The sequence below is a fragment of the Polynucleobacter sp. MWH-Creno-3A4 genome, assembly GCF_018881885.1.
In the GTDB taxonomy this organism is placed as follows: Bacteria; Pseudomonadota; Gammaproteobacteria; order Burkholderiales; family Burkholderiaceae; genus Polynucleobacter.
On record NZ_JACXSA010000001.1, the window covers coordinates 184,279 to 207,442 of the forward strand.

The following is a 23,164-nucleotide window of genomic DNA, read 5'->3' on the forward strand; positions in this document are numbered from 1 at the left end:
CATGCGCTTAACAATTGTTTCTGTAGGTCACAAAATGCCGGACTGGGTAGCAACGGCTACCAATGATTACGTCAAGCGCATGCCAGCAGATTGCGCCATTGAGATCAAAGAGATTAAGCCAGACCTGACGCCCGCAAAAGAAGTGATCAAGATTGCAGCTGCAATTCCGAAAGGATCCAAAGTGATTGCCTTAGATGAGCGCGGTAAAGATCAGACAACCCAGAATCTGGCAACGCACCTGGCTTCCTGGCGCCAAGAAGGCACTGACATCACTTTTTTAATTGGTGGAGCTGATGGTCTTGATCCCAGCCTAAAAACCAATGCTCAAGCTCTTTGGCGTCTTTCCAGCTTAACGCTCCCGCATGCGATGGCTAGAGTGTTGCTAGTAGAGCAACTCTATCGCGCATGGACTATCCTACAAGGCCACCCATACCACCGGGAATAATCCTGTGCACTCGTTTATCTATCTAGCCTCCCAAAGCCCATGTCGCCAGGAGCTATTAAGGCAACTGGGCGTTCACTTTGAAATGCTAGCCCCTGCTCCCGGTGAGGAGGCTGAGAGTATTGAAATACCCCTTCCCCATGAAAAAGCATATGACTATGTTCAACGGGTCACCCTGGCAAAGAGTAAAGCTGCTTTACAACGCTGGCATAAAAGTGGTTTGGAATGGGCGCCCATCTTGTGCGCAGATACTACGGTCAGCATTCCCAATAGTGCTGATGCGGAGATTTTGGGCAAGCCAACAGACGCTGTCGACGCAGCACGAATATTAAATTTACTCAGCGCCCAGGTTCATGAGGTGCTTACCGCAGTTGCCATTACTGTTACTCCACAAGCAGCCCCTCTCGCTTTCGTACAAGTATCCAAGGTCCAATTTTCAGCTGTATCGCTGGATCAAATCAATCATTACATTGCCAGTGGGGAGCCTTTCGGTAAAGCAGGAGCTTACGGCATCCAGGGCCTTGGGGGTGCCTTTATTCCCTCAATAGAGGGAAGCTATAGCGGTATCATGGGCCTTCCCTTATATGAAACAGCCCAACTTTTAAAGCGCGCTCAAGTGACATGCATATGAATGAAGAAATCCTCATCAATATCACCCCGCAAGAAACGCGAGTTGCTTTAATTCAGCAAGGCGCTGTGCAGGAATTGCAGATTGAGCGCACTCGCCAGCGCGGTATTGTGGGCAATATCTATTTAGCCAAAGTCGTACGAGTACTCCCGGGCATGCAATCAGCCTTTATTGAGATTGGTCTTGAGCGTACCGCATTTATGCACGTTGCTGACATTACCCAAAATAATCCCCAAGCCCAAATTGAGAAGCTGTTGTTTGAGGGGCAAACTATCTTGGTCCAAGTATTAAAAGATCCTTTGGGTACCAAAGGCGCTCGCTTAACAACCCAGCTCAGTATTGCTGGTCGCAATCTTGTGTATCTACCTCCAGCAGGTAGCGATACAGCAACCGAGAAATACATTGGCGTGTCCCAACGCATCGACCAAGCAGAAGAGCGTGAAGCCATTAAAGCCCGGCTTGCTGGGCTGATGGCCGCTGATGAAAAAGGTGGCATCATCGTGCGCACTAGCGCCCAAGATGCCTCTGATACTGAGTTACAGCACGATATGCATTATCTGCGCACCACTTGGGAAAATATTCGGGAGGCGATGAAGCATCATCCTGCACCCACGCTCTTGTATCAAGATCTCAGCCTAGCTGAGCGAGTGTTACGTGATGTAGCGGGTGAAGAAACAACGCAAATTCGGGTTGACTCTGCTGAGAATTTTGAGAAGCTGAAGGGTTTTGCCAATCTCTATATGCCTAATCTCTTAGGCAAGCTAACTTTGCATCGTGGTGAGCGCGCCCTCTTTGATTTATTTGATGTAGATGCAGAAATTAATAAAGCCTTAGGTCGTAGAGTGGATCTGAAATCTGGTGGCTATCTCATGATTGACCAAACAGAATCGATGACTACTATTGATGTCAATACTGGCAGCTATGTTGGTGCACGCAATCTGGATGACACTGTCTTTAAAACAAATCTAGAAGCAGCGCAAGCGATTGCTCGTCAATTACGCTTACGTAATCTTGGTGGCATCATCATTATTGACTTCATTGATATGGTTGGCAAAGATCATCAAGAGTCTGTTCTTCATGAGCTGAAGCGCAACCTGGAGCGTGATCATGCTCGCACCTCTGTTAGCGAATTTTCTGCTTTAGGTTTGGTAGAAATGACCCGCAAGCGTACCCGTGAATCCTTAGCTCACATTACCTGCGAACCTTGTGCCACTTGCATGGGCAAAGGGGAAATTAAAACCGCACAAACTATTTGCTATGAAATCTTGCGTGAGATTGTGCGCGAGCATCGCCAATTTAATCCCCGTGAATTTAGGATTGTGGCTGCACCTGATGTGATTGATCTATTTCTTGAAGAAGAAAATCAATTCTTAGCCCAATTGGGCGACTTCATTGGCAAGCCGATTACCCTCCAAGCAGAAGGCAGCTTCCGCCAAGAGCAATACGATATCGTTCTGAGTTAGTGCGACTTTAAGCGTTAGAAAACTGGATGCGATGCAAGTTGGCATACAGACCATCCTGCTTAATTAAGTCTTCATGAGAACCGTTTTCTACAATTTGGCCATGCTCAAGCACCACAATGCGGTCAGCATGCTCAATCGTAGATAGGCGATGTGCAATCACCAGAGTGGTTCTGCCAGCCATCAGTCGGTCTAGGGCATCTTGAACTTGACGCTCAGACTCTGAATCTAGCGCTGAAGTAGCCTCATCTAAGATCAAGATAGGCGCGTTCTTATAGATGGCACGAGCGATTGCCAGTCGCTGGCGCTGGCCGCCAGATAAGCGGTTGCCATTGTCACCAACCATAGAATCAATGCCCTCTGGCAACTCTTTGATCAGCGCGCCCAGATTAGCGGCTTCTAAAGCCTCAATGACTCTTCCTCGATCAATACCATTTTGATCAGAAGCGCCATAGGCTACGTTTGCAGCAATAGTGTCATTAAACAGGATGACATCCTGACTCACGAATGCAATCTGCCTTCTGACATCAGCCAAGACAATATTCTCCAGAGGAATATCGTCCAAGAAAATATGGCCACTTGTAGGCTTAAAGAAGCGTGGTAGTAAATTCACTAAGGTAGATTTACCTCCGCCCGATGGGCCAACAAAGGCGACTACTTCACCCGGCTTAATTAAAAGATTGATCCCATTTAAAGCATCTTTGCGGCCCTCTTCTTGCTGGTAAGAGAAACCAACATTCTCGAAGCGGATACCACCTTTTGCTTTATCCAAAGCTCTCATATTGAGCCTTCGATCTTCATCTTCTTCAAATGGCTGATCCATCAAACCAAAGATCATTTCAGCGGCAGTCAGACCCCGCTGCAAGGGTTGATTGATGTCAGCCAAGTGTTTGAGGGGGGAGATGACCAGCATCATCGCGGTAATAAATGCAGCAAATCCACCAACAGTCGTACCTTCGGATGCAGATTGCATCAGCGCAATCACCAATACGACAGATAGCGCCATTGAGGCGATCAACTGAGTAATCGGCTGGTTCAAGCCGCCTGCCACAGCAGACTTCAAAGCAAACTGGCGCAATCGGTCCGCTTTTTCTAAAAAGCGATTCATCTCATATTGCTCGGCACCATGAACTTTAACTATCTTATAGCCAGCCGCTGCCTCTTCCACGATATACGCTAAATCACTAGTTAAGGTTTGCTGCTCTCGATTCAATGAGCGCAAACGCCGATTAATTTTGCTCATAATGAATGCAATAACCGGGAAGATAATCAAAACAACAAGTGTTAGCTGCCAATTCAAGTAAATCAAATAACCCATTAAACCTACTACCGTTAGTGAGTCTCGCACTAGACTAATGAGCATGCCCCCCATAATAGAGAGCACATTATTCACTTCAAACACAACGGCATTAATTAAATTGGATGCAGAATTTTTTTGGAAAAAGGCAGTACTTGCGTTTAACAAAGTTTGAAACATTTGTTGACGTAATTTCAGCAACACCGAATTAATGACTCGCGACAATAAATAATTCGATAAGAATTGCGCCAAACTGCGGACCATAGCCAAGCCCACCAAGAAAACCGGCACCTGCCAAAGTTTGCTATTCAGCTGACCAGTAAAACCCCGGTCAAGCAAGGGCTTCATCAAAGCCGGAATAGAGGTCTCGGCGGCTGCCACAAAAGCCATAGCCACCAATGACCCAATAATCAGGCCAATATGGGGTTTCAGGTAGGTAATTAAGCGATTTAGAGCGGTACGGTCTTGAGCATTCATATAATGAATTATGCCCACCTTATCAGTCATACTCATCACCCGCAATGAAGAGGCCAATTTGGACGATTGTCTAGCCTCCCTGGAGGGCATTGCCCAGCAGATAGTAGTGGTTGATACCGCTAGTGCAGACCGCACCCTTGAGATCGCCCAAAAATATGGTGCAATCATCGCCAGCCCGCCAGATTGGCCCGGTTTTGGGCCTCAAAAGAACCGTGCTTTAGACCTGGCGACGGGGGATTGGGTTTTGTCATTAGATGCTGATGAGCGCCTTACCCCAGCCCTACGCTCAGAAATTTTGACGGCTATTCACCATAGCGCCCATATAGATTGTTTTGCTATCCCCCGTCTTTCTTGGTACTGCGGACGCTTTATTCGCCATTCAGGCTGGACGCCGGATTATGTTGATCGCCTCTTTAAAAGGGCTACTGCCCGCTTTTCAAATGATCTGGTGCATGAACGATTAATTCCCAATGGGCAAGTAGCCAAGCTTGAAAATCCCATGCTGCACTTTAGCTTCATGAATTATTCCCAGGTCTTGCAAAAGCTAGATCGCTATTCCACCGCCTCTGCCGAACAAGCATTTGCTAAAGGCAAAACCAGCACCCCAGTTAAAGCAGTCCTCCATGGACTTTGGGCATTCTTTCGTACTTATATTATTCGCGCCGGATTCTTAGATGGTGCGCAAGGCTTTGCTTTAGCAGTTTCTAATGGCCAAGGTACTTACTATCGCTATATCAAGTTGTGGCATCTGAATCAGGAAGCCCGTAAATGATTTCAATTTTGTTGGCCACCTACAATTGGCCACAAGCACTCAAGCTCTGCCTCGAATCCCTTGGCACCCAAACGGATCGTGATTTTGAAATCATTATTGCTGACGATGGTTCTACTGAGACTACTAAGCATGCTATTGAGCAGTTCAAAACATCCTGCTCTATCGCAATTCAACACCTCTGGCAAGAAGATCAAGGATTTCGGAAAACGACTATTCTCAATCAAGCGATTGCTGCTGCTCGGGGAGAGTATCTAATCTTTCTAGATGGTGATTGCATTGTGCAGCCCGATTTTGTAGCCCGTCATCGCAACCTAGCCCAACAAGGGCATTTGGTGACAGGTAGTCGCGTCTTGCTTAATGAAAAACTCACCAAGGAACTATTGACCTGGCCACATTGGGATTTCCAACGCTTTAGTGCTGGCCTTTTAGCCAAACGCATTCGCGGGGAAATTAACAAGTACCTACCCCTCAAGATGAAGCTCGGCAGTGGCAGATGGCGAGATTACAAAAAGTTCGTTTGGCGTCGCATTAAAGGCTGCAATATGGCTTGCTGGAAAGTAGATGCTCAAGCCATTAGTGGCTTTGATGAAACTATGACCGGCTGGGGTCATGAAGATGCTGATTTTATATTCCGCTTACAACGTAATCACATCATCCGCAAATCAGGTGCATGGGCAACTGAAGTCTTGCATTTATTTCATCAGATTCACGATCAAAGTAATGCCGCTGAAAATGCGCGCCGCGTTCGTGAAAAGATTCTTGCTAAGGCAATGTAAGACCATTTCCTATGGCCAAATTTTCTAACCTTAAACCTAAAAAAGTTTTGTTTATTGCCACTCGGCAAATTGGTGATGTACTTGTCACCACCCCACTCATTAGCAAAGCCAGAGAGCTTTGGCCAGATGCAGAGTTTCATTTTCTAGGTTATCGCGGCAAGCTAGATATGCTCCATGGCAATCCGAACATTACTGAAGTCATTGAAACTTCAGATCGCCCTGGATTTGGAGAATACCTTTCTCTCTTCAATCGCTTATTTCAGCGCTATGACTTGGCGATCGTTACTCAGCCAAGCGATAGAGCTTACCTGTATGGCTTAGTTGCCGCTTTCAGAAGAGTCGGTGTTTTGGGAGGTCATCCTCAAGGCAAAGATGCTTGGGATCAATCCAAAAGAAGTAAGAGCGATACACAAAATGCATGGAAAAAATTCATTTGCATGCATACCGTGGATGTGGATTACTTTAAGCAACATGTCATTGCAGAAAAATTACGCTTACTTGAAGCCTTCTTCAAAAGTCCCGCTGAATTATTTAATAAGCCAATCGCCGTTACCCCACCTGCTGGAGAAGTGCTGACCCCAATCATTGCTAGCACGCTGGTACAGCCTTATGTCGTGATTCATCCAGGGCCGCTTACGGCCTATAAGCGTTGGCCTCTAGCGCATTGGCAACACATCATTACCTGGCTAGTAAGCAAGGGTTTCCAAGTCGTATTAAGTGCTTCTCCAGCAAAGCAGGATATGCAACTGAATCAAGACATCTTCTCCTTACTAGATGAGCAAACTCGTGCAAAAGTAATGAATACTGCTGGGAAGCTATCGATCCCTCAAGCTGGGACGCTTTTGCGTGGAGCTGCTCTCTTCATTGGGGTGGATACCTCAATTACCCATTTAGCAGCAGCTTGCAATACGCCAACCATCACCTTATTTGGCGCCACCCCACCTACTAACTTTGGCCCGTGGCCTAATGGCTTTATCGGCGAGCAGCCCTATCAATTACGTGCCCGCTCTCAAACTGTAGGTAATGTCACTATCCTTCAGGGCCCAGGTGAATGCGTTCCTTGCCGCAAAGCAGGCTGCTTAGATCGGGCTGATAGCTATAGTGAATGCTTGGATTTATTAGAGCCTGCTCAAGTCATCGAAGCGATTGAGCAAGTATTGCAAAAGTAATTAGTGGTACTGAACCTGCACAGGGTCTTTTTGCTTTGAGGCCAATAATTGATTGAGGCTATGCAAGCAAGCATCATCCGGGTAAATTCGCAACTCTTCAGGAAATTGCATTAAGCATGCGCCACCGCTAGTGGTAACCGCTGCGGTTAGCATCAAACCCTTTACGCCATCATTCGATCCAGGCATTGGCGGTGGGGCACCGAACTTTGGATCTCGTACACGATTGGCCATTAAATAGGGGCCGATTTGGCTACGCAGCACCTTCAAATCAATTGCCGAATCAATGCAGACGTGTACATTACGAGCAAAACGCATCCGCGCACCAGTGATATCCATCACAGCTTCAGCTACAACTCGCACACCACCCGAGAATTTATCAGGAGTGACATTCACCTTCGCAATAAGCATCTCATCTTCTTTGAGCCAAGAGCGATTAGGCTCATATACCTCGCTATAGAGGGTTACCTCGATTGCCGCACTACCATCATCAATCGTTGCAATCATCATGCGGCCACGTTGGCCAGTGAGCATTCTTGCAGAGGTGATGATGCCCGCTATCAGCTGATCTTTACCTTCTGCCACCTTAGCCAAAGGTTGGCGTATGAAATGCGCCGTCTCCTCGCGATAGGCATCAAACATATGCCCAGTCAAACACAGGCCAAGCGCTGTTTTTTCTTCTTGGAGCCGTTTCTTCTCAGACCAAACAGGTTCACGTACCAACTCTGGGAGATGTCGATCTTCCTCACCAGCAATATCAAACAAACTCACTTGATGAATTGAGGCCTCAGCTTGTTCTGCCGCCTCAATTGCTCTTGCCAAAGAAGCCAACAAGGTTGAGCGAATATCGTACAGATTGCCACCTGCTGGAACAGAATCCCGATAGAGGCTGTCGAATGCGCCAGCGCGCATCAAAGCCTCAATTGCGCGGCGATTCACTTGTCGACGATCAACCCGTGCACAGAAGTCAAACAAGTCTTTAAATGGTCCACCCGTCTCACGCGCTTTCACAATCGCCTCAATTGCTGCCTCTCCAGTGCCTCGAACCGCACCTAAGCCATAACGAATATGACTGATTGATGAATCTGGGGTAGCATCTGGAGCACGCAAGGGTGTGAACTCATACACACCGGTATTAATGTCTGGCGAGAACACCCGAATCTGATTGGCCAAACAATCGTCATACAAAATCTTCACCTTATCGGTGTCATCCATTGCGAGCGATAAGTTCGCCGCCATAAATTCTGCTGGGTAGTAAGCCTTGAGCCAAGCAGTTTGATATGCCAAGAGCGCATAAGCAGCTGCATGAGACTTATTAAATCCATAGCCAGCGAAACGCTCCATCAAGTCATAAATCTCGTTTGCCTTGCCTTCACTAATACCGCCTGCTTTTGCACCGTCGCTAAAGATCTTGCGGTGCTGGGCCATTTCTTCTGGCTTTTTCTTACCCATCGCACGACGCAACATATCAGCACCACCCAGAGAGTAGCCGCCGATCATTTGTGCCATCTGCATCACCTGCTCTTGATAAACCATGATGCCGTAGGTTTCACGCAGAACTGGCTCAATACGGGGATCTGGGTACTCCACTTTTTGACGTCCATGCTTACGCTCAATAAAGTCTGGAATGAGATCCATTGGTCCAGGACGATAAAGGGCTACCAAGGCAATAATGTCTTCGAAGCGGTCAGGCTTAGCCTCACGAAGCATGCCTTGCATGCCGCGACTTTCTAGCTGGAACACGGCAACCGTATTCGCTCTCTTCAAAACATCAAAGGCTTTTTCATCATCGAGGGATATATCACTGATACTCCAGCCCTTGCGATCAGCATGTAAGGCTTTAATCCAGCGCTCTGCTGCAGCCAAGATGGTTAGCGTAGTCAGGCCTAAGAAGTCAAACTTCACAAGACCGATGGCTTCAACATCATCTTTATCAAACTGACTAATGACTGAGCTGCTATCTTGATCTTTACTTTCCTGGGTATAGAGAGGACAAAAATCGGTGAGGCGCCCTGGGGCAATCAATACACCACCCGCATGCATACCCACGTTACGGGTCATGCCCTCTAATTGCTGCGCGAGTGAGAGGAGTTGACGCACCTCATCTTCATTCTTCTCACGTTCAGCCAATTGCTTCTCTTCTTTCTTGGCCATTTCAATCGTCATATATTGACCTGGCTTATTCGGTACCAATTTGGCAATGCCGTCTACAAAGTTATAGCCCTGCTCCAGCACACGACCTACGTCACGAATGGCCGCTCGTGCAGCCATGGTTCCAAAGGTAGCAATCTGACTCACCGCATCCTTGCCATATTTATCTTTCACGTACTGAATCACCCGGTCACGACCGTGCTGGCAAAAGTCGATATCGAAGTCGGGCATCGAGACCCGCTCTGGATTTAAGAAACGCTCAAAGAGCAGGTTGTAACGCAGAGGGTCTAGGTCAGTAATTCCTAATGAATAGGCTACTAGTGAGCCCGCACCCGATCCACGACCTGGCCCAACGGGAACGCCATTATTTTTGGCCCAGTTGATGAAGTCCGCCACGATTAAGAAATAACCTGGGAAGCCCATCTGAGAAATCGTTTTTACCTCAAAGACTAAGCGCTCGTGATAACGCGGCATTTCTTTGGCACGTTCCTCTGCATCTGGAAAATTGCGCTCCATGTGACGCTCTAGGCCAATTTCAGATTGCTGCAGTAAATAATCATCCAGCGTGATGCCAGGAGGGGTTGGAAAATCTGGCAAACGTGGCTTACCTAAAACTAAAGATAAATTACAACGCTTGGCAATCTCTACGGAGTTCGCAATTGCCGCGGGCAAATCTGCAAAACGTTGCTCCATTTGAGCTTGCGTTAAGAAATACTGCTCATCATTAAACTTCTTAGAGCGTCGTGGGTTACCCAATAATTCCCCTTCAGCAATACAGACGCGCGCCTCATGCGCAATGAAATCACTTTTTTGCATGAACTGCACTGGATGAGTTGCTACCACTGGCAAATCTAATTCACTGGCGAGGTGGCAAGCCAGTTGGAGCTGCTTTTCATCCTGCGGATGACCGCCCCGCTGGACCTCTAGATAAAAGGATTTCGGGAAAAGCTTGGCATACCGTTTAGCAGCAATCTTGGCTTGATCCTCTTGCCCTGCTAATAAGGCAGCACCGATCTCACCTAAACGCGCCCCGGAGAGTGCAATGAGACCGTAAGCTAAAGTTTTCTTCGCGGCCTTGTCTTCTGCTTTCGCAGCAGGCTCACTAAACCATGAAGAGTCAACTTCTGCACGCCCACGTGATTGATTATCCAAAGATGCTCTACTGAGTAACTCACACAGATTGAGATAACCAGAATGATTTTGGACTAAGAGCAATAAACGATGGGGTTGATCGGGATCCTGTGGATTACTGACCCACACATCTGCACCAGCAATCGGCTTGATACCTCCTGCACGGGCAGCACTATAAAAACGCACCAGACCAAATAAATTACTCAGGTCGGTCAGAGCAAGCGCGCCCATGTCATCTTTAGCCGCAGCGGCTACCGCATCGTCAATACGAACGACTCCATCCGTAATCGAAAACTCGGAATGAAGGCGAAGATGTACAAAACGGGGTAAAGCCATGAGATGATTTTAGCTGTGTCGAACCTGAAAAACCCCCCATCCCCACCCGACGGCTACCGCGGGCGATTTGCCCCTTCGCCCACCGGCCCCCTCCATGCTGGATCGCTGGTTGCAGCCCTCGGGAGCTGGCTAGATGCCCGTAAAAATAAGGGTAAATGGTTGCTCAGAATTGAGGATATTGACACCCCCAGAACCATCCCTGGGGCTGATCAGCAAATCCAGGCTCAACTGCTTGCCTGTGGTCTTTTCTGGGATGAAGAGCACACTTACCAGTCCAAACGCCAAGAGCTCTACCAAAACGCTTTAGAGCACCTTGGGCAGCTCAAATTACTTTATCCCTGCACCTGCTCCCGGCAGACCATTGCAACCACCTTGGCAAAGCTGGGTATCCAAACACCTCGTAACCAAGAAATGGTCTATCCCGGAACCTGTAGACCAACTGTATTGGGGCTTCAATCACTAGACGTGTTCGATAGTCCTACAGTTTCAGTGCGACTCGCCCTCCCCGAAAATTGCCATATTGAGTTTGAGGATTTGAGATTAGGCTCTCAAGGCCAAGATCTCAATCAAGAAGTGGGTGATTTTGTGCTGCGCAGAAGTGATGGTTTATTTACCTATCAACTCGCAGTAGTGGTTGATGATGCCCATCAAGGCATTACACATATTGTGCGTGGTGAGGATTTACTGAGTAATACTGCCCGACAAATGCATCTGCAAAATGTATTGGGATATCACGCCCCACAGTATCGACATCTACCCTTAGTACTCGATGAGCATGGGGAGAAATTGAGTAAGCAAACCCTCGCAACGCAAATTCATACTGGGGATGCAAAGCAATCCCTTGTTGAATTACGTAAGGCTGCGATTCATTTGGGATTGAGCAATTTGCCTGATAGTGAAAACATCACGATTGCTGAGTGGCTATTGGCAGCTACTCAGGCCTGGAAAAGCGCCTAAGCAAATCAAAACTGCTTTATTTCTTTTTGAAGCCACCTAATAAGGCGCCTACTGCTGGCTTGGCTGGCGTAATGCCCACCTTCTTCTCTTCTGGCTTTGCACCTTCTTCGGCTTGCGGTGCTGCACTAGGTTCATAAGGTTTATAAAAAAATGGGTCTGACATTTTTGCAGGAGTAGAACTGGAAGTAGATCTGCTCTGAGCAGGAGCACCATTAGGCAAGGGAGCAACCTCTAACTTGCGCTTCATTAATTTTTCAATGTCGTCCAGCAAGCGCTTCTCGCTGGCGTCCACTAAAGCAATCGCGTCGCCTTTGCTTCCAGCGCGGCCGGTACGACCAATACGGTGAATAAAGTCTTCGGCGTTATATGGCAACTCATGGTTGATCACGCATGGCATATCTGGAATATCCAATCCACGAGCTGCAACATCCGTTGCTACCAAGGCTTCAATGGCACCAGACTTAAATGCATCCAATGTGAGAGTACGCTCACCTTGGCTCTTATCCCCATGAATCGCGCCTGCTTTAATGCCATCTCGTTCGAGTGCACGTGACAACTTTGCGCAACCCAAACGGCTATTGGTAAAGATGATGCATTGACGAGAGAGACCTTGGCGGGTGCGTGCTTCTAAAACTTGCACAATAGCGCGCTGTTTATCAGCTGAGTTCACCATGTGAATCACTTGCTTCACAGTATCAGCAGCCGCATTTTGGCGGGCTACTTCCACAGTCACTGGAGTACGTAAATAACTTTGCGCCAGTTTTTTGATCTCTGGAGAAAAAGTTGCTGAGAACAAGAGTGTTTGTCTTTGCGCTGGAATTAAATTGATGATGCGTTGCAAGTCGGGTAAGAAGCCCATATCGAGCATGCGGTCTGCTTCATCAAGCACTAAGAGCTCAACCTGCGACAAATTAGCGACCTTAGAGCCAATGTGGTCCAGCAAGCGTCCAGGTGTGGCAATCAATATCTCAACGCCATTACGCAAGAGCGCAACTTGTTCTTTCATATCCACGCCGCCATAGACCACAGCGGTGCGCAAATCGGTGTATTTGGAATAATTGCCTGCGTTTTCTGCAACTTGTACCGCTAACTCTCGGGTTGGCGTGAGTACTAAGGCTCGAATTGGATGGCGGGCCGGAGAGGCGCTATTGCTAGCATGGCGCAAGATACGTTGAATGATCGGCAGAACAAAAGCTGCAGTTTTACCTGTACCTGTTTGGGCGGCACCCATCAAATCACTACCCGCTAATACGTGCGGAATAGATTGCGCTTGAATCGGAGTTGGAGTGGTGTAGCCTTGTTCGGATACCGCTTTTTGAATCTGCGGATCTAAACCAAAGTCAGCAAATGTGATTGTTGCTGGAGGGGTAACACTAGGGGCGACTGTGTCGTCAGCCCCTGGAGAAGAAGTTATTTCAGTAGCAGTATTTGTCAAAAGAAAATCTATAGAATGGCGGCGATGCCGGCCTTAGCGGTTTCAGCATCCTCCGCCGATTTAACGCCGGAAACGCCGACTGCGCCGATAGTGAACCCGTTCACCTCGATATTGACACCACCTTCTAACATGCCCGATACATGTGGAGCTGATAAGAAAGCATGGCGTCCGTTATTAATAATTTCTTCATAAACACGAGTCTCGCGTTTACCCATAGCTGCAGTGCGTGCCTTTTCTTGAGCAATGTAAGAAGACAAAGGGGCACAACCATCGCGACGAATTAATCCCAACATGTGACCACCATCATCACAAACAGCAATCGTGACTGCCAAATTATTTTTAGCAGCATGTTGATCCGCTGCATTCAAAATCTTTTGAACATCAGCCTGAGTTAAATAAGGTTTAGTCGCTAACATGTTTAATCTTTCTGTCTCAATCAATGAATGCACAGCTATAGAAGTGCTTTAATTATAAGGGGTGTGACCAGACCTAGCTTCCTAGGCCCTGCCACACCCTGTCTCCACCTAAATTCGATTATTTCAGGAACTCTTGAGCCGCCACAACGCCGCTTTCCTTAGGTTTGTAGCCCATCGCACCCAAACTCATCTCTACCCCACTCAGGGCAGCCATTAGGCTGAGCTCATTACAGTCACCCAAATGGCCAATACGGAAAATCTTGCCCTTGAGCTTGCCAAGACCAGTTCCCAGAGAGAGATTGAATTTTTCCAAGGCGTGCTTACGCAAGATGTCTGCATCCATTCCTTCTGGCACTACTGCGGCAGTTAAGACTGGAGAATATGCACTTGCATCCTGACATTGATTTTCAAGGCCCCATGCAGTCACTGCACGACGACAGGCTTCAGCCAATCGTTGATGACGTGCAAAAATCGTATCTAGACCTTCAGCCAACATCATGTCAATGGCTTCATGCAAGCCATACATCAGATTCGTACTGGGTGTTGTTGGCCAGTAACCTGTTTTATTTGCCTCAAGAATTTCCTCCCAATCCAAATACGCTTTCATGGTCTTGCTGTTTTTACTAGCCTCAATTGCTTTCGGTGATAAAGCATTAAACCCAATACCAGGGGGTAGCATCAAGCCTTTTTGTGAGCCAGACACTGTCACATCAGCGCCCCATTTGTCATGCTCATAATCGGCTGAACCCAAGCCAGATACGCTATCCACGAGCAATAAGGCAGGATGCTTAGCGGCATCAATCGCTTTACGAACTGCAGCGATGTTTGACGTCATACCCGTGGAGGTTTCGTTATGCACTACACACACTGCTTTAATTTCATGTTGTGTATCTTTGCGCAAACGCTCCTCGATCACATCAGCATCCACACCCCAACGCCAAGTGTCTTTGCCTTCTTTACCAACTACCTCTGGCACTAAGCCAATTTTCTGAGCAAGTGCACGCCACAAGTTTGCAAACTGACCGGTTTCATAAAAGAGTACTTTGTCGCCAGGACTCAGCACATTTACTAACGCACCTTCCCATGAGCCAGTTCCAGATGCGGAATAAATAATGACGGGTTGCTCGGTCTTAAAAATCTTCTTAATGCCGTCTAGAACCTTTAAACCAAACTGCCCAAATTCAGGACCGCGGTGATCGATGGTTTGATAACTGATGGCACGCAAAATGCGTGGCGGTACCGGACTTGGCCCAGGTATATGGAGAAAATGGCGGCCAGATGCATGGTTATCGAGTTTCAGCATGTTTTGTCTCACGGGTTTTAGGTTGAATAATAGGCTTAGTGTATGACAATTTTTGCTAATTTTCCATTTTGTATACAATTTTTTCTATAAAACCTTAAAATAAAGCCCTTCAATAGGCCTTAAATATCATATTTTTACTTTATGATGGCTTATTGGTATTTTTGTATACAAATTTAGTGACTAAGGAAATAGGGCATGACATTGCTAGAACAGCCTAACTCACAGAACTTGCACGAGGCGATCTTCCAAAAGCTGAGATTGCTATTGGTAGAAGGCAAGATTGCTCCGGGCAGCAAACTCAATGAACGTGAATTGGCTGAGAGCTTACATGTATCACGCACCCCCATTCGGGAGGCGATTCGTCGCCTAGCTGCAGACGGCTTAGTAGAGCTCATCGCCAATCGCGGTGCGATTGCGGTGCAACTCAGTCTGGCAGATGTGATTCACACCTTTGATGTGATTGCAGACTTAGAAGGATTTTCGGGTGAACTCGCTGCCAAAAATATTACGAATACCGCCCTCTCAGAACTAGAAGCGCTCCAATATGAAATGATGGCCTCCTATGCGCGTCGTGATTTATCCACCTACTACAAACTCAATCTGCGCATTCATCACTTAATTAATCAAGCGGCCAGTAATCCTGTGCTCACTAAACTCTTTTCACAAGTCAACGCTCGGATTGAAGCCTTACGCTTTCGCTCCAATCAAGATGGCGTCAAATGGGAGAAGGCTGTGGAAGAGCATCAAGAGATGCTCGATGCTCTTAAAGCAAGAGATCCTGGGCGCATGCGCAAGATCATGATGACCCACGTGCAAAACAAACGCGATGTTGTTATCCAGTTACTCAAAGCCGAAACTCCTGAGACCGAGACAGTCAAATGAATAAACCCTTAGATCTCAAAGAGCTAATGGTAGATCAGGCTCAATTAGCCAAACGCCTGCGCCAAGAAACCTCAGGCGAGGTGATGATCGATAGCGCTAGCCGTGGTCGTTACGCAACTGATGCTTCTATTTATCAAGCAATGCCAGTTGCCGTCCTTGTACCGAAGACAGCGCAAGATATTGCTACTGCTATTCAGATTGCAGCGGAACTCGGTGTACCTGTTTTGCCACGTGGTGGCGGTACAAGTCAGTGCGGCCAAACTACTGGCGCAGCACTGGTGATTGATAACACGAAGTATTTCAGAAATGTACTCGATCTCAATCTTGATCAAGGCTATGTAGAAGTTGAGCCTGGTATGGTGCTTGATCACTTGAATGGCTCACTCAAGCAACATGGTCTTTGGTACCCAGTGGACGTTTCTACCGCTGGGCAAGCAACCATTGGGGGCATGGCAGGGAATAACTCGTGCGGTAGTCGCTCAATTGCTTACGGCAATATGGTGCACAACGTCTTAGGCATCAATGCTTGGCTCGCAAATGGCCAAGTTGGTGAATTTACCAACTACGCAAGCAGTTCTGGAGTTGCTAGAGAGCTCGGTGACTTTGTGAAAGGTCTGGCCAATACATTGCAGCCGGAGATTGAGGCGCACTTTCCTAAAGTGTTACGACGCGTTGCGGGTTACAACCTCGATATCTTCCACCCCCAAAGCGAATTGCCCTACACCCAAGATGGCAGCGTCAATTTAGCGCATCTCTTAGTGGGTAGCGAAGGTACCCTTGCCTACTTCAAGTCGCTCAAGCTTAAGTTGGCACCCTTGCCGCAGCACAAGGTATTAGGTATTGTGAACTTTGCCAGTTTTTATAAGGCAATGGATAGTGCTCAACATATTGTGAAATTGGGACCAACTGCAGTGGAGTTGGTTGATCGCACCATGATTGATTTGGCACGCAGCAATCCGAGTTTTCAGAAAACGATTGAGAGTGCACTGATTGATCACACTGCTCAGACCCCTGAAGCCATTCTCTTGGTGGAGTTTTCAGGCGAAGCACATGCACCACTGCTGGATAAACTCAAAGCCTTACAAGAACTCATGAGCGATCTGGGTTTACCAGGCTCTGTTGTGACTATGCCAGACGCTGCATTACAAAAGAATTTATGGGAAGTGCGCAAGGCTGGCTTAAACATCATGATGAGCCTCAAGGGCGATGGCAAACCGGTGAGTTTTATTGAAGACTGCGCAGTGCCCCTGGAGAGTCTTGCTGATTACACCCAAGCACTCACGGATGTCTTCTCTAAATACGGCTCACGCGGTACTTGGTATGCCCACGCCTCTGTAGGCACCTTGCATGTACGCCCGATTTTGGATATGCGCAGAGATGGCGCACAGAAAATGCGCGCTGTTGCTGAAGAAGCCTCTGCTTTAGTGCGTAAATACAAAGGTGCTTACAGCGGCGAACATGGCGATGGTCTATGTCGTGGTGAGTGGATCTCTTGGCAGTTTGGCCCCAAGATCACGCAAGCCCTCTCTGAAATCAAATATGCTTTTGATCCGAAGGGTTTATTTAATCCCGGCAAGATTGTGAATCCCCCCAAGATGGATGACTCCATCAATTTTCGATTTCCGCCGAATTACAAAGTGATTCCATTGCAACCAGCTTTAGATTGGTCAGCCTGGAATGTGCAGAACGACCCAGTTACAGAAGAAACAACTGCGCCAGGTACCGGTGGCGATCCTGCCATGGGCTTGGCCAAGGCAGTGGAGATGTGTAATAACAATGGTCACTGCCGTAAGTTTGATGCTGAAGTGATGTGTCCTAGTTATCGCGTCACCCGTGATGAGAAACATCTCACTCGAGGTAGAGCGAACACCTTACGCTTAGCGCTATCGAATCAACTCGACATCAAAAGTGGGTCAACAGTCGATTCATCCCCGCTAGCGAGTGATGCGATTAAAGAGGTGATGGAGCTCTGTGTCAGTTGCAAAGCCTGCCGTCGTGAGTGCCCTACTGGCGTCGATATGGCCAAGATGAAGATTGAGTTCTTATCAGCTTACAAGAAGCGGGTTGGCCACTCCTTGCGAGATCTCGCTGTGGCATATCTACCAAAGTACGCGGCAAGTATTAGCAATATTCCATTATTACCCGCCTTACTCAACCTACGCAATCACATCCCACCAGTAGCCAAACTACAGGAATGGGTGATGGGCATTTCTGCACAAAGAAGTTTGCCTATTTGGAAGAGTAAGACGTTCTGGAATCAGAAAGTCGCATCAAACTACCAGTTCACACCCGAAGAATTAGCGCAGAGCACGAATGGCAAAGGTGTGGTCTTGCTAGCCGATACTTTCAATGCCTATTTTGAAGATGAGAACCTGACAGCTGCACTGAAAGTGCTTCAAGCTGCAGGCTATCGCGTACATATTCCGCACAAAAGAGAAGATCAAAGCCAAGGTAAGAGCGAAAGCAATACAGCAAACACCTGCTCCAAAGAGTTTTGCTGTGGCAGAACCTATCTTGCAGCAGGCATGGTGGGTAAAGCCAAAGAAACTTTAGGTGAATTAGTCGATCACCTTGCTCCTTACGCCGACAAGCACATTCCAATTATTGGTTTAGAGCCTTCTTGTCTGTTCACGCTGAAAGATGAGGCCTTAGTGATGGGCTTTGGAGACAAAGCGATCAGCGTTTCTAAACAGGCTCAACTTTTGGAAGAATTTTTAGCCAGCGAAGCAAAAGCGGGCACTCTCAAACTCCACCTTAAAGAAGCCAGTAAACAGGTACTCTTTCATGGTCACTGCCATCAGAAGTCTTTTGCTGCGGTTACTCCCGCAATGGAATTACTCAAACTCATTCCAAAGGCTGAGCCTAAACTGATTGAATCCTCTTGCTGCGGTATGGCTGGTAGTTTTGGTTATGAGGCAGAACACATTGCAGTGTCCAAACAAATGGCTGAAGCTAGCTTACTACCAAGTATTCGGAAATCAACCGATAGTTGGGTGGTGGCTGACGGTACGAGCTGTCGTCATCAAATCGCCGATGGCACTCAAAGAGAAGCGGTGCATATCGCCAGAATCTTGGCAGCGCACCTCTAATAAATACTTAGCGCATTACGCCGTAACTGACCATGAGTAAAGTTCCAGTCAATAAGGCTGGAACTAAACGCCTGGTGGGTTTGGAAACCATCACACCAATACTTAAGGCGCAAATAAGAATCCGAATCCATAAGGGCACGGTAGCCATTAAGCCCAAGGGCATCACTATCAAGCGTACAGTTAGTGCAGCTACCATCGCATAAGTAATAGCCGCTAGCCAACGAAAGATTTCACTATCTTGATTAATACTGTTCGACAGAAATACGCCAATCGCGCGACAAAAATAAGTTCCTAAGCAAGCTCCGACTAAGGCAAGCCACAGACCCCAACCAGACAGGGCACTAGTCATCGTATCGATTACGCCGTTCATCCGATGAATCCCGCTTTTTTGCGCAAGAACTTGCGATCAATAAAGTAAGCCAGTGTTCCTGAAACTACGCCTGCCGATAACAGGCTCGTGTCGCGATCAATCAGAAAGAAGATGGGCCCAAAGATACAACCAAGGCAAATGGCGATGCGGTTAATCCAAGGCTTGACCTCTGTAAAGGTAAGCAAGAAAAATAATGGGTTAATAAAGACAAGGCCCAGAGTCACTGGCGCAGGCACCATCCCAGCCAAGAAATATCCCAGAATCGTGCCCGGCACTGAGATGAGCCAGCAGAGTAAACCAAGTCCCACAAAATAGTTCAAACGGTGTTTGGTTTCGATTGCATGAAACTCTCGCATCGAAATAGCCCACGCTGTCATTGCTAATAAATGGACGGAGGCATATAAGCTGCGATTGCGATCTCTCTGATGAAATTGCGGAAAGAGCGTCACCGTCATCGTGATGAAACGGGTTGAGGTCAAGGTCACCGCTAGAGCAATTGCCAAAACAGAGGAACCTGTAATGGCCATCTCAAATAAGACCACCTGCCCTGGCAAGGCGAACATGAAGAATGAAGTAAAGGTGGTAAACCACACATCAAAGCCATTGGTCTTCCCCATCGCACCAAAACCCACCATTCCCGCAAAGAGCACCATTGCAGGAGCACCAGCGGCGTCCCGCATTCCTGTCCAGAATGCATCACTGGGATTTTTAAAGCGCTGGGCTACAGCTTCCTCGAGCGCGATCTCGCTAGGATCAATATACGGTTGGTCAGATGAAGACATGAATTAATTGTAAGCCCTGTCAGCCCCTAGGGCCCACTCAATATGTTCTGCCACCAAGGGATCGGCAGTACCTAAAGCCGCACTTAAGATCTGATGAATCTGCGCCTTCTCCGCCTCTGAAACTGTCGAGCTCGCTAGTGCATTGCCCATAGCAACCGCTAAGTTGCGACGCCAGCGACTGTAACCAATTCTGCGAATGGCGCTACCCTCATGACGTTGCTCAAACTCTGTTTCAGTCCATGACCAGAGGTGTAGCAGACTGGCTTGTCCTAAACCATGACGCTGTGCAAAGTCAGGCAAGCTGGTGCGCTGGGCAAATTTATTCCATGGGCAAATCAATTGGCAGTCATCACAACCATAGACCCGATTCCCCATCGCACTTCTGAACTCCACCGGAATGGCCTCGGGATTTTCAATTGTCAAGTAGGAGATGCAACGGCGTGCATCTAATTGATAAGGTGCAGTAATCGCTTGAGTAGGACAGACATCAATGCAGGACTGGCAAGTGCCGCAATGTTCTGCTTGCTCTTCATCCATTGGTAGCGGTACATCGACCAAGATCTCGCCCAAGAAAAAAGTGGAGCCCGATTCTCGATTGAGCAGCAGTGTATGTTTACCGCGCCAACCTAAACCCGCTTTGCGCGCTAACTCGACTTCCATTAATGGCGCTGAGTCTGTAAAGACACGATAACCAAAGGCGCCAATTTTTTCTTCGATCAGTTTGGCAAACTCTTGCAAACGATTGCGCAATACTTTGTGATAGTCACGTCCACGGGCATACAGCGAGACAACTGCTTGAGTCGGATCTGCTAGTCGCCGCCACTCAGCATCAAAATCACTCTCTAGAGGTAGGTAGTTCATCGAGACGCAAATCACTCTGACTGCGCCAGGCACCAATAACTCTGGCTTAGCACGCAAATCGGCATGGCGCTCCATATAGTCCATATGGCCATGACGCCCTTCAGCCAACCATTCTTGCAAGCGTTCACTTGCAGGGCCTAAATGGGTGTCAGTAATACGCAATCCATCAAATCCCAAGCGCTCAGCCTGTTCCCCTAGCCAATTGCGCAGATCAGGCTGATTTAGTGACTCGGATTGGTTAGATAAAGGCATGGTGAATACAGAATGTAGCGCAATAATTGAATAAACTAGGGCAATGACCCAAAACCAGACGCCCCAGGCATCGCCACAAGCATCGCTTAAGCAATATTGTAGGCAGGAAGCAGAAACTGCATCCTTAGCTAAACAACTTGCCATCAGCATTGCCCAATGGATTTTGGCAACGCCAACTGGACACCTCAATATCGCCTTAGAAGGGGACTTAGGGGCAGGCAAGACTACATTAGCTAGATATTTAATTCAAGGTCTGGGTCACGAGGGCAAGGTGAAAAGTCCGACCTACACTTTATGTGAGCCCTACGAACTCACAAGTCATCAAAAGGCTTTTACTGCTCATCACTTCGATCTCTACCGTATGCGTGATCCTCTGGAATGGCAAGAGGCAGGATTTGCAGAATATTTTGATGTACCCGGATTTTGTTTAATTGAGTGGCCCGAGAAAGCAGAAGGCACCATACCTGCTTTTGATATTCAGATTCAACTGATGGCTGGTGAGCAAGAAAATGAACGCACTATTAGCCTGAATGCATTTTCTGCAGAGGGCAAGAAAATACTTAAGAACATACAAGCGATAGCTAACTCAATATGAGTAGCAAGAAAATGAATCTCTCGAGAAGGCAGCATCTCAAGACGTCCGCCAAGTTCTTGAGCTTTGCTTTACTGCTGACTGAGGTGGAAATTGCTTGGGGTGCCAAGATATTGGGTGTCCGCATTTGGCCCTCGGAAGATTACACGCGTATTACTCTAGAGTCAGATACTCCACTACCGATTACTCAACAGATTCTGACCAATCCTGATCGCTTAGTTGTTGATGTTCAAGGACTTGAACTGAACTCAACCCTGAAAGATTTGGTTGCGAAAGTCAAACCAAACGATCCTTATGTCTCACAAATTCGGGTTGGGCAATTTCAGCCAGGCATTGTGCGTTTGGTATTTGATTTAAAAGAACCGATCAAGCCACAGCTCTTCACATTAGATCCGGTTGCAGAATACAACTACCGCATGGTGTTTGATCTCTACCCTACTACGCCACCAGATCCATTAATGGCTCTGGTAAAAAGTAGCGCCAAAAAAGAGAGTGCTCTTGAAAAATCTAATGAAGAGGTCGATCTCATTGCACAGTTCGCCACCAAGAAAGAAAAAGAAGTAGCGAAAGTACCTGCAGCGCCCGTAGCTCAAGCCATTCCAGAAACCAAAGCACTCCCTGCTACCGTAAAATATAAACGCTTGATTACGATTGCCATTGACCCAGGACATGGTGGTGAAGATCCTGGGGCTATTGGTGCAGCAGGCTCCAAAGAGAAGCATGTCGTGCTTTCGATTGCCAAGCGACTCAAAGAAAAGATTGAGGGTGAGGCCTATATGCGCCCTTATCTCACTAGAGATGGTGATTACTTTGTACCGCTCCATATCCGAGTACAAAAAGCCAGAAGAGTAGAAGCAGATTTATTTGTATCGATTCATGCAGATGCTTTTATTGAGCCAAGAGCAAAAGGTGCCTCCGTCTTTGCGCTCTCCCAGATGGGTGCAAGTAGCACTATGGCGCGCTGGATGGCGAATAAAGAAAATGCTTCAGACCTCATTGGTGGAATCAATATCAAGACACAAGATCGACAGGTTGCTAATCTATTGCTAGATATGTCGACAACGGCCCAAATCAAAGACTCTCTACAAGTGGGCAATTCCATTCTGAAACAAATCGGTGGATTTGCACCCCTGCATAAAGGAAAAGTTGAGCAAGCTAGCTTTGCTGTTTTAAAGGCCCCAGACATCCCATCCATCCTGGTTGAGACTGCTTTTATTAGTAACCCACAGGAAGAGGCCCGATTGAATGATGACGGCTATCAGGACCAAATTGCCGAAGCGATTTTGAGAGGAATTAAGGACTATTTCTCGAAAAATCCACCCGTAGCCAGACGGGTGAACTCCTGATGAACTTGCAGGCACAAGGGCTGAAAGGCAGGCAGCCTAAACCCCAAGAACACCCCTAAACTTCTTGCTATAATCTTTGTTTTACTGGGTCGGTAGCTCAGTCGGTAGAGCAGCGGACTTTTAATCCGTTGGTCGCGAGTTCGAATCTCGCCCGACCCACCAGTTATACAAAAGCCACCTTCGGGTGGCTTTTTCATTTCTAAATTCTTGGGCTTACTTAGGTTAAATGCTATCAACAATCTG

At 47.5% G+C, this 23,164-nt stretch carries 19 protein-coding genes and 1 tRNA gene; 12 read left to right on the forward strand and 8 right to left on the reverse strand.

Annotated features, from left to right (window positions below; translation table 11 throughout):
- Position 1 precedes the first annotated feature (1 nt).
- The 3 genes from rlmH to rng are packed head-to-tail and all read left to right on the forward strand — an operon-like array spanning position 2 to position 2,533.
- Entirely contained in the window at positions 2 to 445 is a 444-nt protein-coding gene (rlmH, locus tag IEN92_RS00885; RefSeq protein WP_216159657.1) for a 23S rRNA (pseudouridine(1915)-N(3))-methyltransferase RlmH, read from the forward strand.
- Positions 446 to 449: 4 nt separating this feature from the next.
- Complete coding sequence (locus tag IEN92_RS00890) at positions 450 to 1,073, forward strand: Maf family nucleotide pyrophosphatase (protein ID WP_216159660.1); 624 nt, start codon at positions 450 to 452, stop codon at positions 1,071 to 1,073.
- Positions 1,070 to 2,533 (forward strand): ribonuclease G, encoded by a 1,464-nt coding sequence (gene rng, locus IEN92_RS00895; protein WP_215373596.1) that lies wholly within the window; start codon positions 1,070 to 1,072, stop codon positions 2,531 to 2,533. Before IEN92_RS00890 ends, rng begins: the two co-directional genes overlap by 4 nt.
- 7 nt (positions 2,534 to 2,540) lie before the next feature.
- On the opposite strand, the gene msbA is transcribed toward rng, so the two are convergent.
- Positions 2,541 to 4,304 carry a lipid A export permease/ATP-binding protein MsbA gene (gene msbA, locus IEN92_RS00900; protein WP_216159663.1) on the reverse strand — a complete coding sequence of 588 codons (1,764 nt, stop codon included), beginning with the start codon at positions 4,302 to 4,304 and terminating at the stop codon, positions 2,541 to 2,543.
- A gap of 10 nt (positions 4,305 to 4,314) precedes the next feature.
- On the opposite strand from msbA, the gene IEN92_RS00905 reads away from it, so the two are divergent.
- From IEN92_RS00905 to IEN92_RS00915, 3 genes are read left to right on the forward strand one after another with little or no spacing between them, the layout of a single operon-like run.
- Positions 4,315 to 5,076, forward strand: coding sequence for a glycosyltransferase family 2 protein (locus tag IEN92_RS00905; protein WP_216159666.1), 762 nt, complete (start codon positions 4,315 to 4,317; stop codon positions 5,074 to 5,076).
- Positions 5,073 to 5,852 (forward strand): glycosyltransferase family 2 protein, encoded by a 780-nt coding sequence (locus IEN92_RS00910; protein WP_216159669.1) that lies wholly within the window; start codon positions 5,073 to 5,075, stop codon positions 5,850 to 5,852. Before IEN92_RS00905 ends, IEN92_RS00910 begins: the two co-directional genes overlap by 4 nt.
- Before the next feature lie 11 nt (positions 5,853 to 5,863).
- A complete protein-coding gene (locus IEN92_RS00915; protein WP_216159672.1) occupies positions 5,864 to 7,021 on the forward strand; it encodes a glycosyltransferase family 9 protein in 1,158 nt (385 codons plus the stop codon).
- Here the strand turns inward: IEN92_RS00915 and dnaE are convergent, their stop codons facing one another.
- Complete coding sequence (gene dnaE, locus IEN92_RS00920) at positions 7,022 to 10,636, reverse strand: DNA polymerase III subunit alpha (protein ID WP_216159675.1); 3,615 nt, start codon at positions 10,634 to 10,636, stop codon at positions 7,022 to 7,024.
- A gap of 3 nt (positions 10,637 to 10,639) precedes the next feature.
- Between dnaE and gluQRS the strand changes: the two genes are divergently transcribed.
- Complete coding sequence (gene gluQRS, locus IEN92_RS00925; protein ID WP_216159678.1) at positions 10,640 to 11,593, forward strand: tRNA glutamyl-Q(34) synthetase GluQRS; 954 nt, start codon at positions 10,640 to 10,642, stop codon at positions 11,591 to 11,593.
- A gap of 16 nt (positions 11,594 to 11,609) precedes the next feature.
- Here the strand turns inward: gluQRS and IEN92_RS00930 are convergent, their stop codons facing one another.
- The 3 genes from IEN92_RS00930 to IEN92_RS00940 form a co-directional block, all read right to left on the reverse strand.
- The gene (locus IEN92_RS00930) at positions 11,610 to 13,028 is read right to left on the reverse strand and encodes a DEAD/DEAH box helicase (RefSeq protein ID WP_216159681.1); all 1,419 of its coding nucleotides are present in this window, start codon (positions 13,026 to 13,028) and stop codon (positions 11,610 to 11,612) included.
- A gap of 8 nt (positions 13,029 to 13,036) precedes the next feature.
- Positions 13,037 to 13,444 (reverse strand): heme-binding protein, encoded by a 408-nt coding sequence (locus tag IEN92_RS00935; protein WP_088524809.1) that lies wholly within the window; start codon positions 13,442 to 13,444, stop codon positions 13,037 to 13,039.
- A gap of 118 nt (positions 13,445 to 13,562) precedes the next feature.
- A complete protein-coding gene (locus tag IEN92_RS00940; protein ID WP_216159684.1) occupies positions 13,563 to 14,747 on the reverse strand; it encodes an alanine--glyoxylate aminotransferase family protein in 1,185 nt (394 codons plus the stop codon).
- A 195-nt stretch (positions 14,748 to 14,942) separates the two neighbouring features.
- Between IEN92_RS00940 and IEN92_RS00945 the strand changes: the two genes are divergently transcribed.
- Together IEN92_RS00945 and IEN92_RS00950 are read left to right on the forward strand one after the other, a co-directional pair.
- Positions 14,943 to 15,629 carry a GntR family transcriptional regulator gene (locus tag IEN92_RS00945; RefSeq protein WP_215373611.1) on the forward strand — a complete coding sequence of 229 codons (687 nt, stop codon included), beginning with the start codon at positions 14,943 to 14,945 and terminating at the stop codon, positions 15,627 to 15,629.
- The gene (locus tag IEN92_RS00950; RefSeq protein WP_216159687.1) at positions 15,626 to 18,718 is read left to right on the forward strand and encodes an FAD-binding and (Fe-S)-binding domain-containing protein; all 3,093 of its coding nucleotides are present in this window, start codon (positions 15,626 to 15,628) and stop codon (positions 18,716 to 18,718) included. The genes IEN92_RS00945 and IEN92_RS00950 overlap by 4 nt, the downstream gene beginning before the upstream one ends.
- A 7-nt stretch (positions 18,719 to 18,725) precedes the next feature.
- Here IEN92_RS00950 and IEN92_RS00955 read toward each other — a convergent pair whose 3' ends face one another.
- The 3 genes from IEN92_RS00955 to queG are packed head-to-tail and all read right to left on the reverse strand — an operon-like array spanning position 18,726 to position 20,983.
- On the reverse strand, positions 18,726 to 19,088 hold the full coding sequence (locus IEN92_RS00955; protein WP_216863883.1) for an AzlD domain-containing protein: 363 nt from the start codon (positions 19,086 to 19,088) through the stop codon (positions 18,726 to 18,728).
- Positions 19,085 to 19,870, reverse strand: a complete 786-nt coding sequence (locus IEN92_RS00960; protein WP_216159690.1) for an AzlC family ABC transporter permease — start codon at positions 19,868 to 19,870, stop codon at positions 19,085 to 19,087. Before IEN92_RS00960 ends, IEN92_RS00955 begins: the two co-directional genes overlap by 4 nt.
- A gap of 3 nt (positions 19,871 to 19,873) precedes the next feature.
- The gene (gene queG / locus IEN92_RS00965; RefSeq protein ID WP_216159693.1) at positions 19,874 to 20,983 is read right to left on the reverse strand and encodes a tRNA epoxyqueuosine(34) reductase QueG; all 1,110 of its coding nucleotides are present in this window, start codon (positions 20,981 to 20,983) and stop codon (positions 19,874 to 19,876) included.
- Between the two features lie 43 nt (positions 20,984 to 21,026).
- Here queG and tsaE point away from each other — a divergent pair, with 43 nt between their 5' ends.
- The 3 genes from tsaE (at position 21,027) to IEN92_RS00980 (ending at position 23,083) form a co-directional block, all read left to right on the forward strand.
- Positions 21,027 to 21,578: a tRNA (adenosine(37)-N6)-threonylcarbamoyltransferase complex ATPase subunit type 1 TsaE gene (gene tsaE, locus IEN92_RS00970; protein WP_216159696.1), complete on the forward strand. Its 552-nt coding sequence runs from the start codon at positions 21,027 to 21,029 to the stop codon at positions 21,576 to 21,578.
- On the forward strand, positions 21,575 to 22,921 hold the full coding sequence (locus IEN92_RS00975) for an N-acetylmuramoyl-L-alanine amidase (RefSeq protein ID WP_216159699.1): 1,347 nt from the start codon (positions 21,575 to 21,577) through the stop codon (positions 22,919 to 22,921). The genes tsaE and IEN92_RS00975 overlap by 4 nt, the downstream gene beginning before the upstream one ends.
- An 86-nt stretch (positions 22,922 to 23,007) precedes the next feature.
- Positions 23,008 to 23,083: transfer RNA gene (locus tag IEN92_RS00980), tRNA-Lys, on the forward strand.
- Positions 23,084 to 23,164: the final 81 nt, after the last annotated feature.

What these genes read in the sequence shown, in the direction of transcription:
- IEN92_RS00905 (WP_216159666.1), top strand. Translation starts at nt 4,315, where the DNA reads ATGCCCACCTTATCAGTCATACTCATCACCCGCAATGAAGAGGCCAAT.
- gluQRS (WP_216159678.1), top strand. Translation starts at nt 10,640, where the DNA reads ATGATTTTAGCTGTGTCGAACCTGAAAAACCCCCCATCCCCACCCGAC.
- IEN92_RS00940 (WP_216159684.1), bottom strand. Translation starts at nt 14,747, where the DNA reads ATGCTGAAACTCGATAACCATGCATCTGGCCGCCATTTTCTCCATATA.
- queG (WP_216159693.1), bottom strand. Translation starts at nt 20,983, where the DNA reads ATGCCTTTATCTAACCAATCCGAGTCACTAAATCAGCCTGATCTGCGC.
- IEN92_RS00935 (WP_088524809.1), bottom strand. Translation starts at nt 13,444, where the DNA reads ATGTTAGCGACTAAACCTTATTTAACTCAGGCTGATGTTCAAAAGATT.
- rng (WP_215373596.1), top strand. Translation starts at nt 1,070, where the DNA reads ATGAATGAAGAAATCCTCATCAATATCACCCCGCAAGAAACGCGAGTT.
- IEN92_RS00915 (WP_216159672.1), top strand. Translation starts at nt 5,864, where the DNA reads ATGGCCAAATTTTCTAACCTTAAACCTAAAAAAGTTTTGTTTATTGCC.
- IEN92_RS00960 (WP_216159690.1), bottom strand. Translation starts at nt 19,870, where the DNA reads ATGTCTTCATCTGACCAACCGTATATTGATCCTAGCGAGATCGCGCTC.
- dnaE (WP_216159675.1), bottom strand. Translation starts at nt 10,636, where the DNA reads ATGGCTTTACCCCGTTTTGTACATCTTCGCCTTCATTCCGAGTTTTCG.
- IEN92_RS00945 (WP_215373611.1), top strand. Translation starts at nt 14,943, where the DNA reads ATGACATTGCTAGAACAGCCTAACTCACAGAACTTGCACGAGGCGATC.
- IEN92_RS00975 (WP_216159699.1), top strand. Translation starts at nt 21,575, where the DNA reads ATGAGTAGCAAGAAAATGAATCTCTCGAGAAGGCAGCATCTCAAGACG.
- tsaE (WP_216159696.1), top strand. Translation starts at nt 21,027, where the DNA reads ATGACCCAAAACCAGACGCCCCAGGCATCGCCACAAGCATCGCTTAAG.
- msbA (WP_216159663.1), bottom strand. Translation starts at nt 4,304, where the DNA reads ATGAATGCTCAAGACCGTACCGCTCTAAATCGCTTAATTACCTACCTG.
- rlmH (WP_216159657.1), top strand. Translation starts at nt 2, where the DNA reads ATGCGCTTAACAATTGTTTCTGTAGGTCACAAAATGCCGGACTGGGTA.
- IEN92_RS00955 (WP_216863883.1), bottom strand. Translation starts at nt 19,088, where the DNA reads ATGAACGGCGTAATCGATACGATGACTAGTGCCCTGTCTGGTTGGGGT.
- IEN92_RS00950 (WP_216159687.1), top strand. Translation starts at nt 15,626, where the DNA reads ATGAATAAACCCTTAGATCTCAAAGAGCTAATGGTAGATCAGGCTCAA.
- IEN92_RS00910 (WP_216159669.1), top strand. Translation starts at nt 5,073, where the DNA reads ATGATTTCAATTTTGTTGGCCACCTACAATTGGCCACAAGCACTCAAG.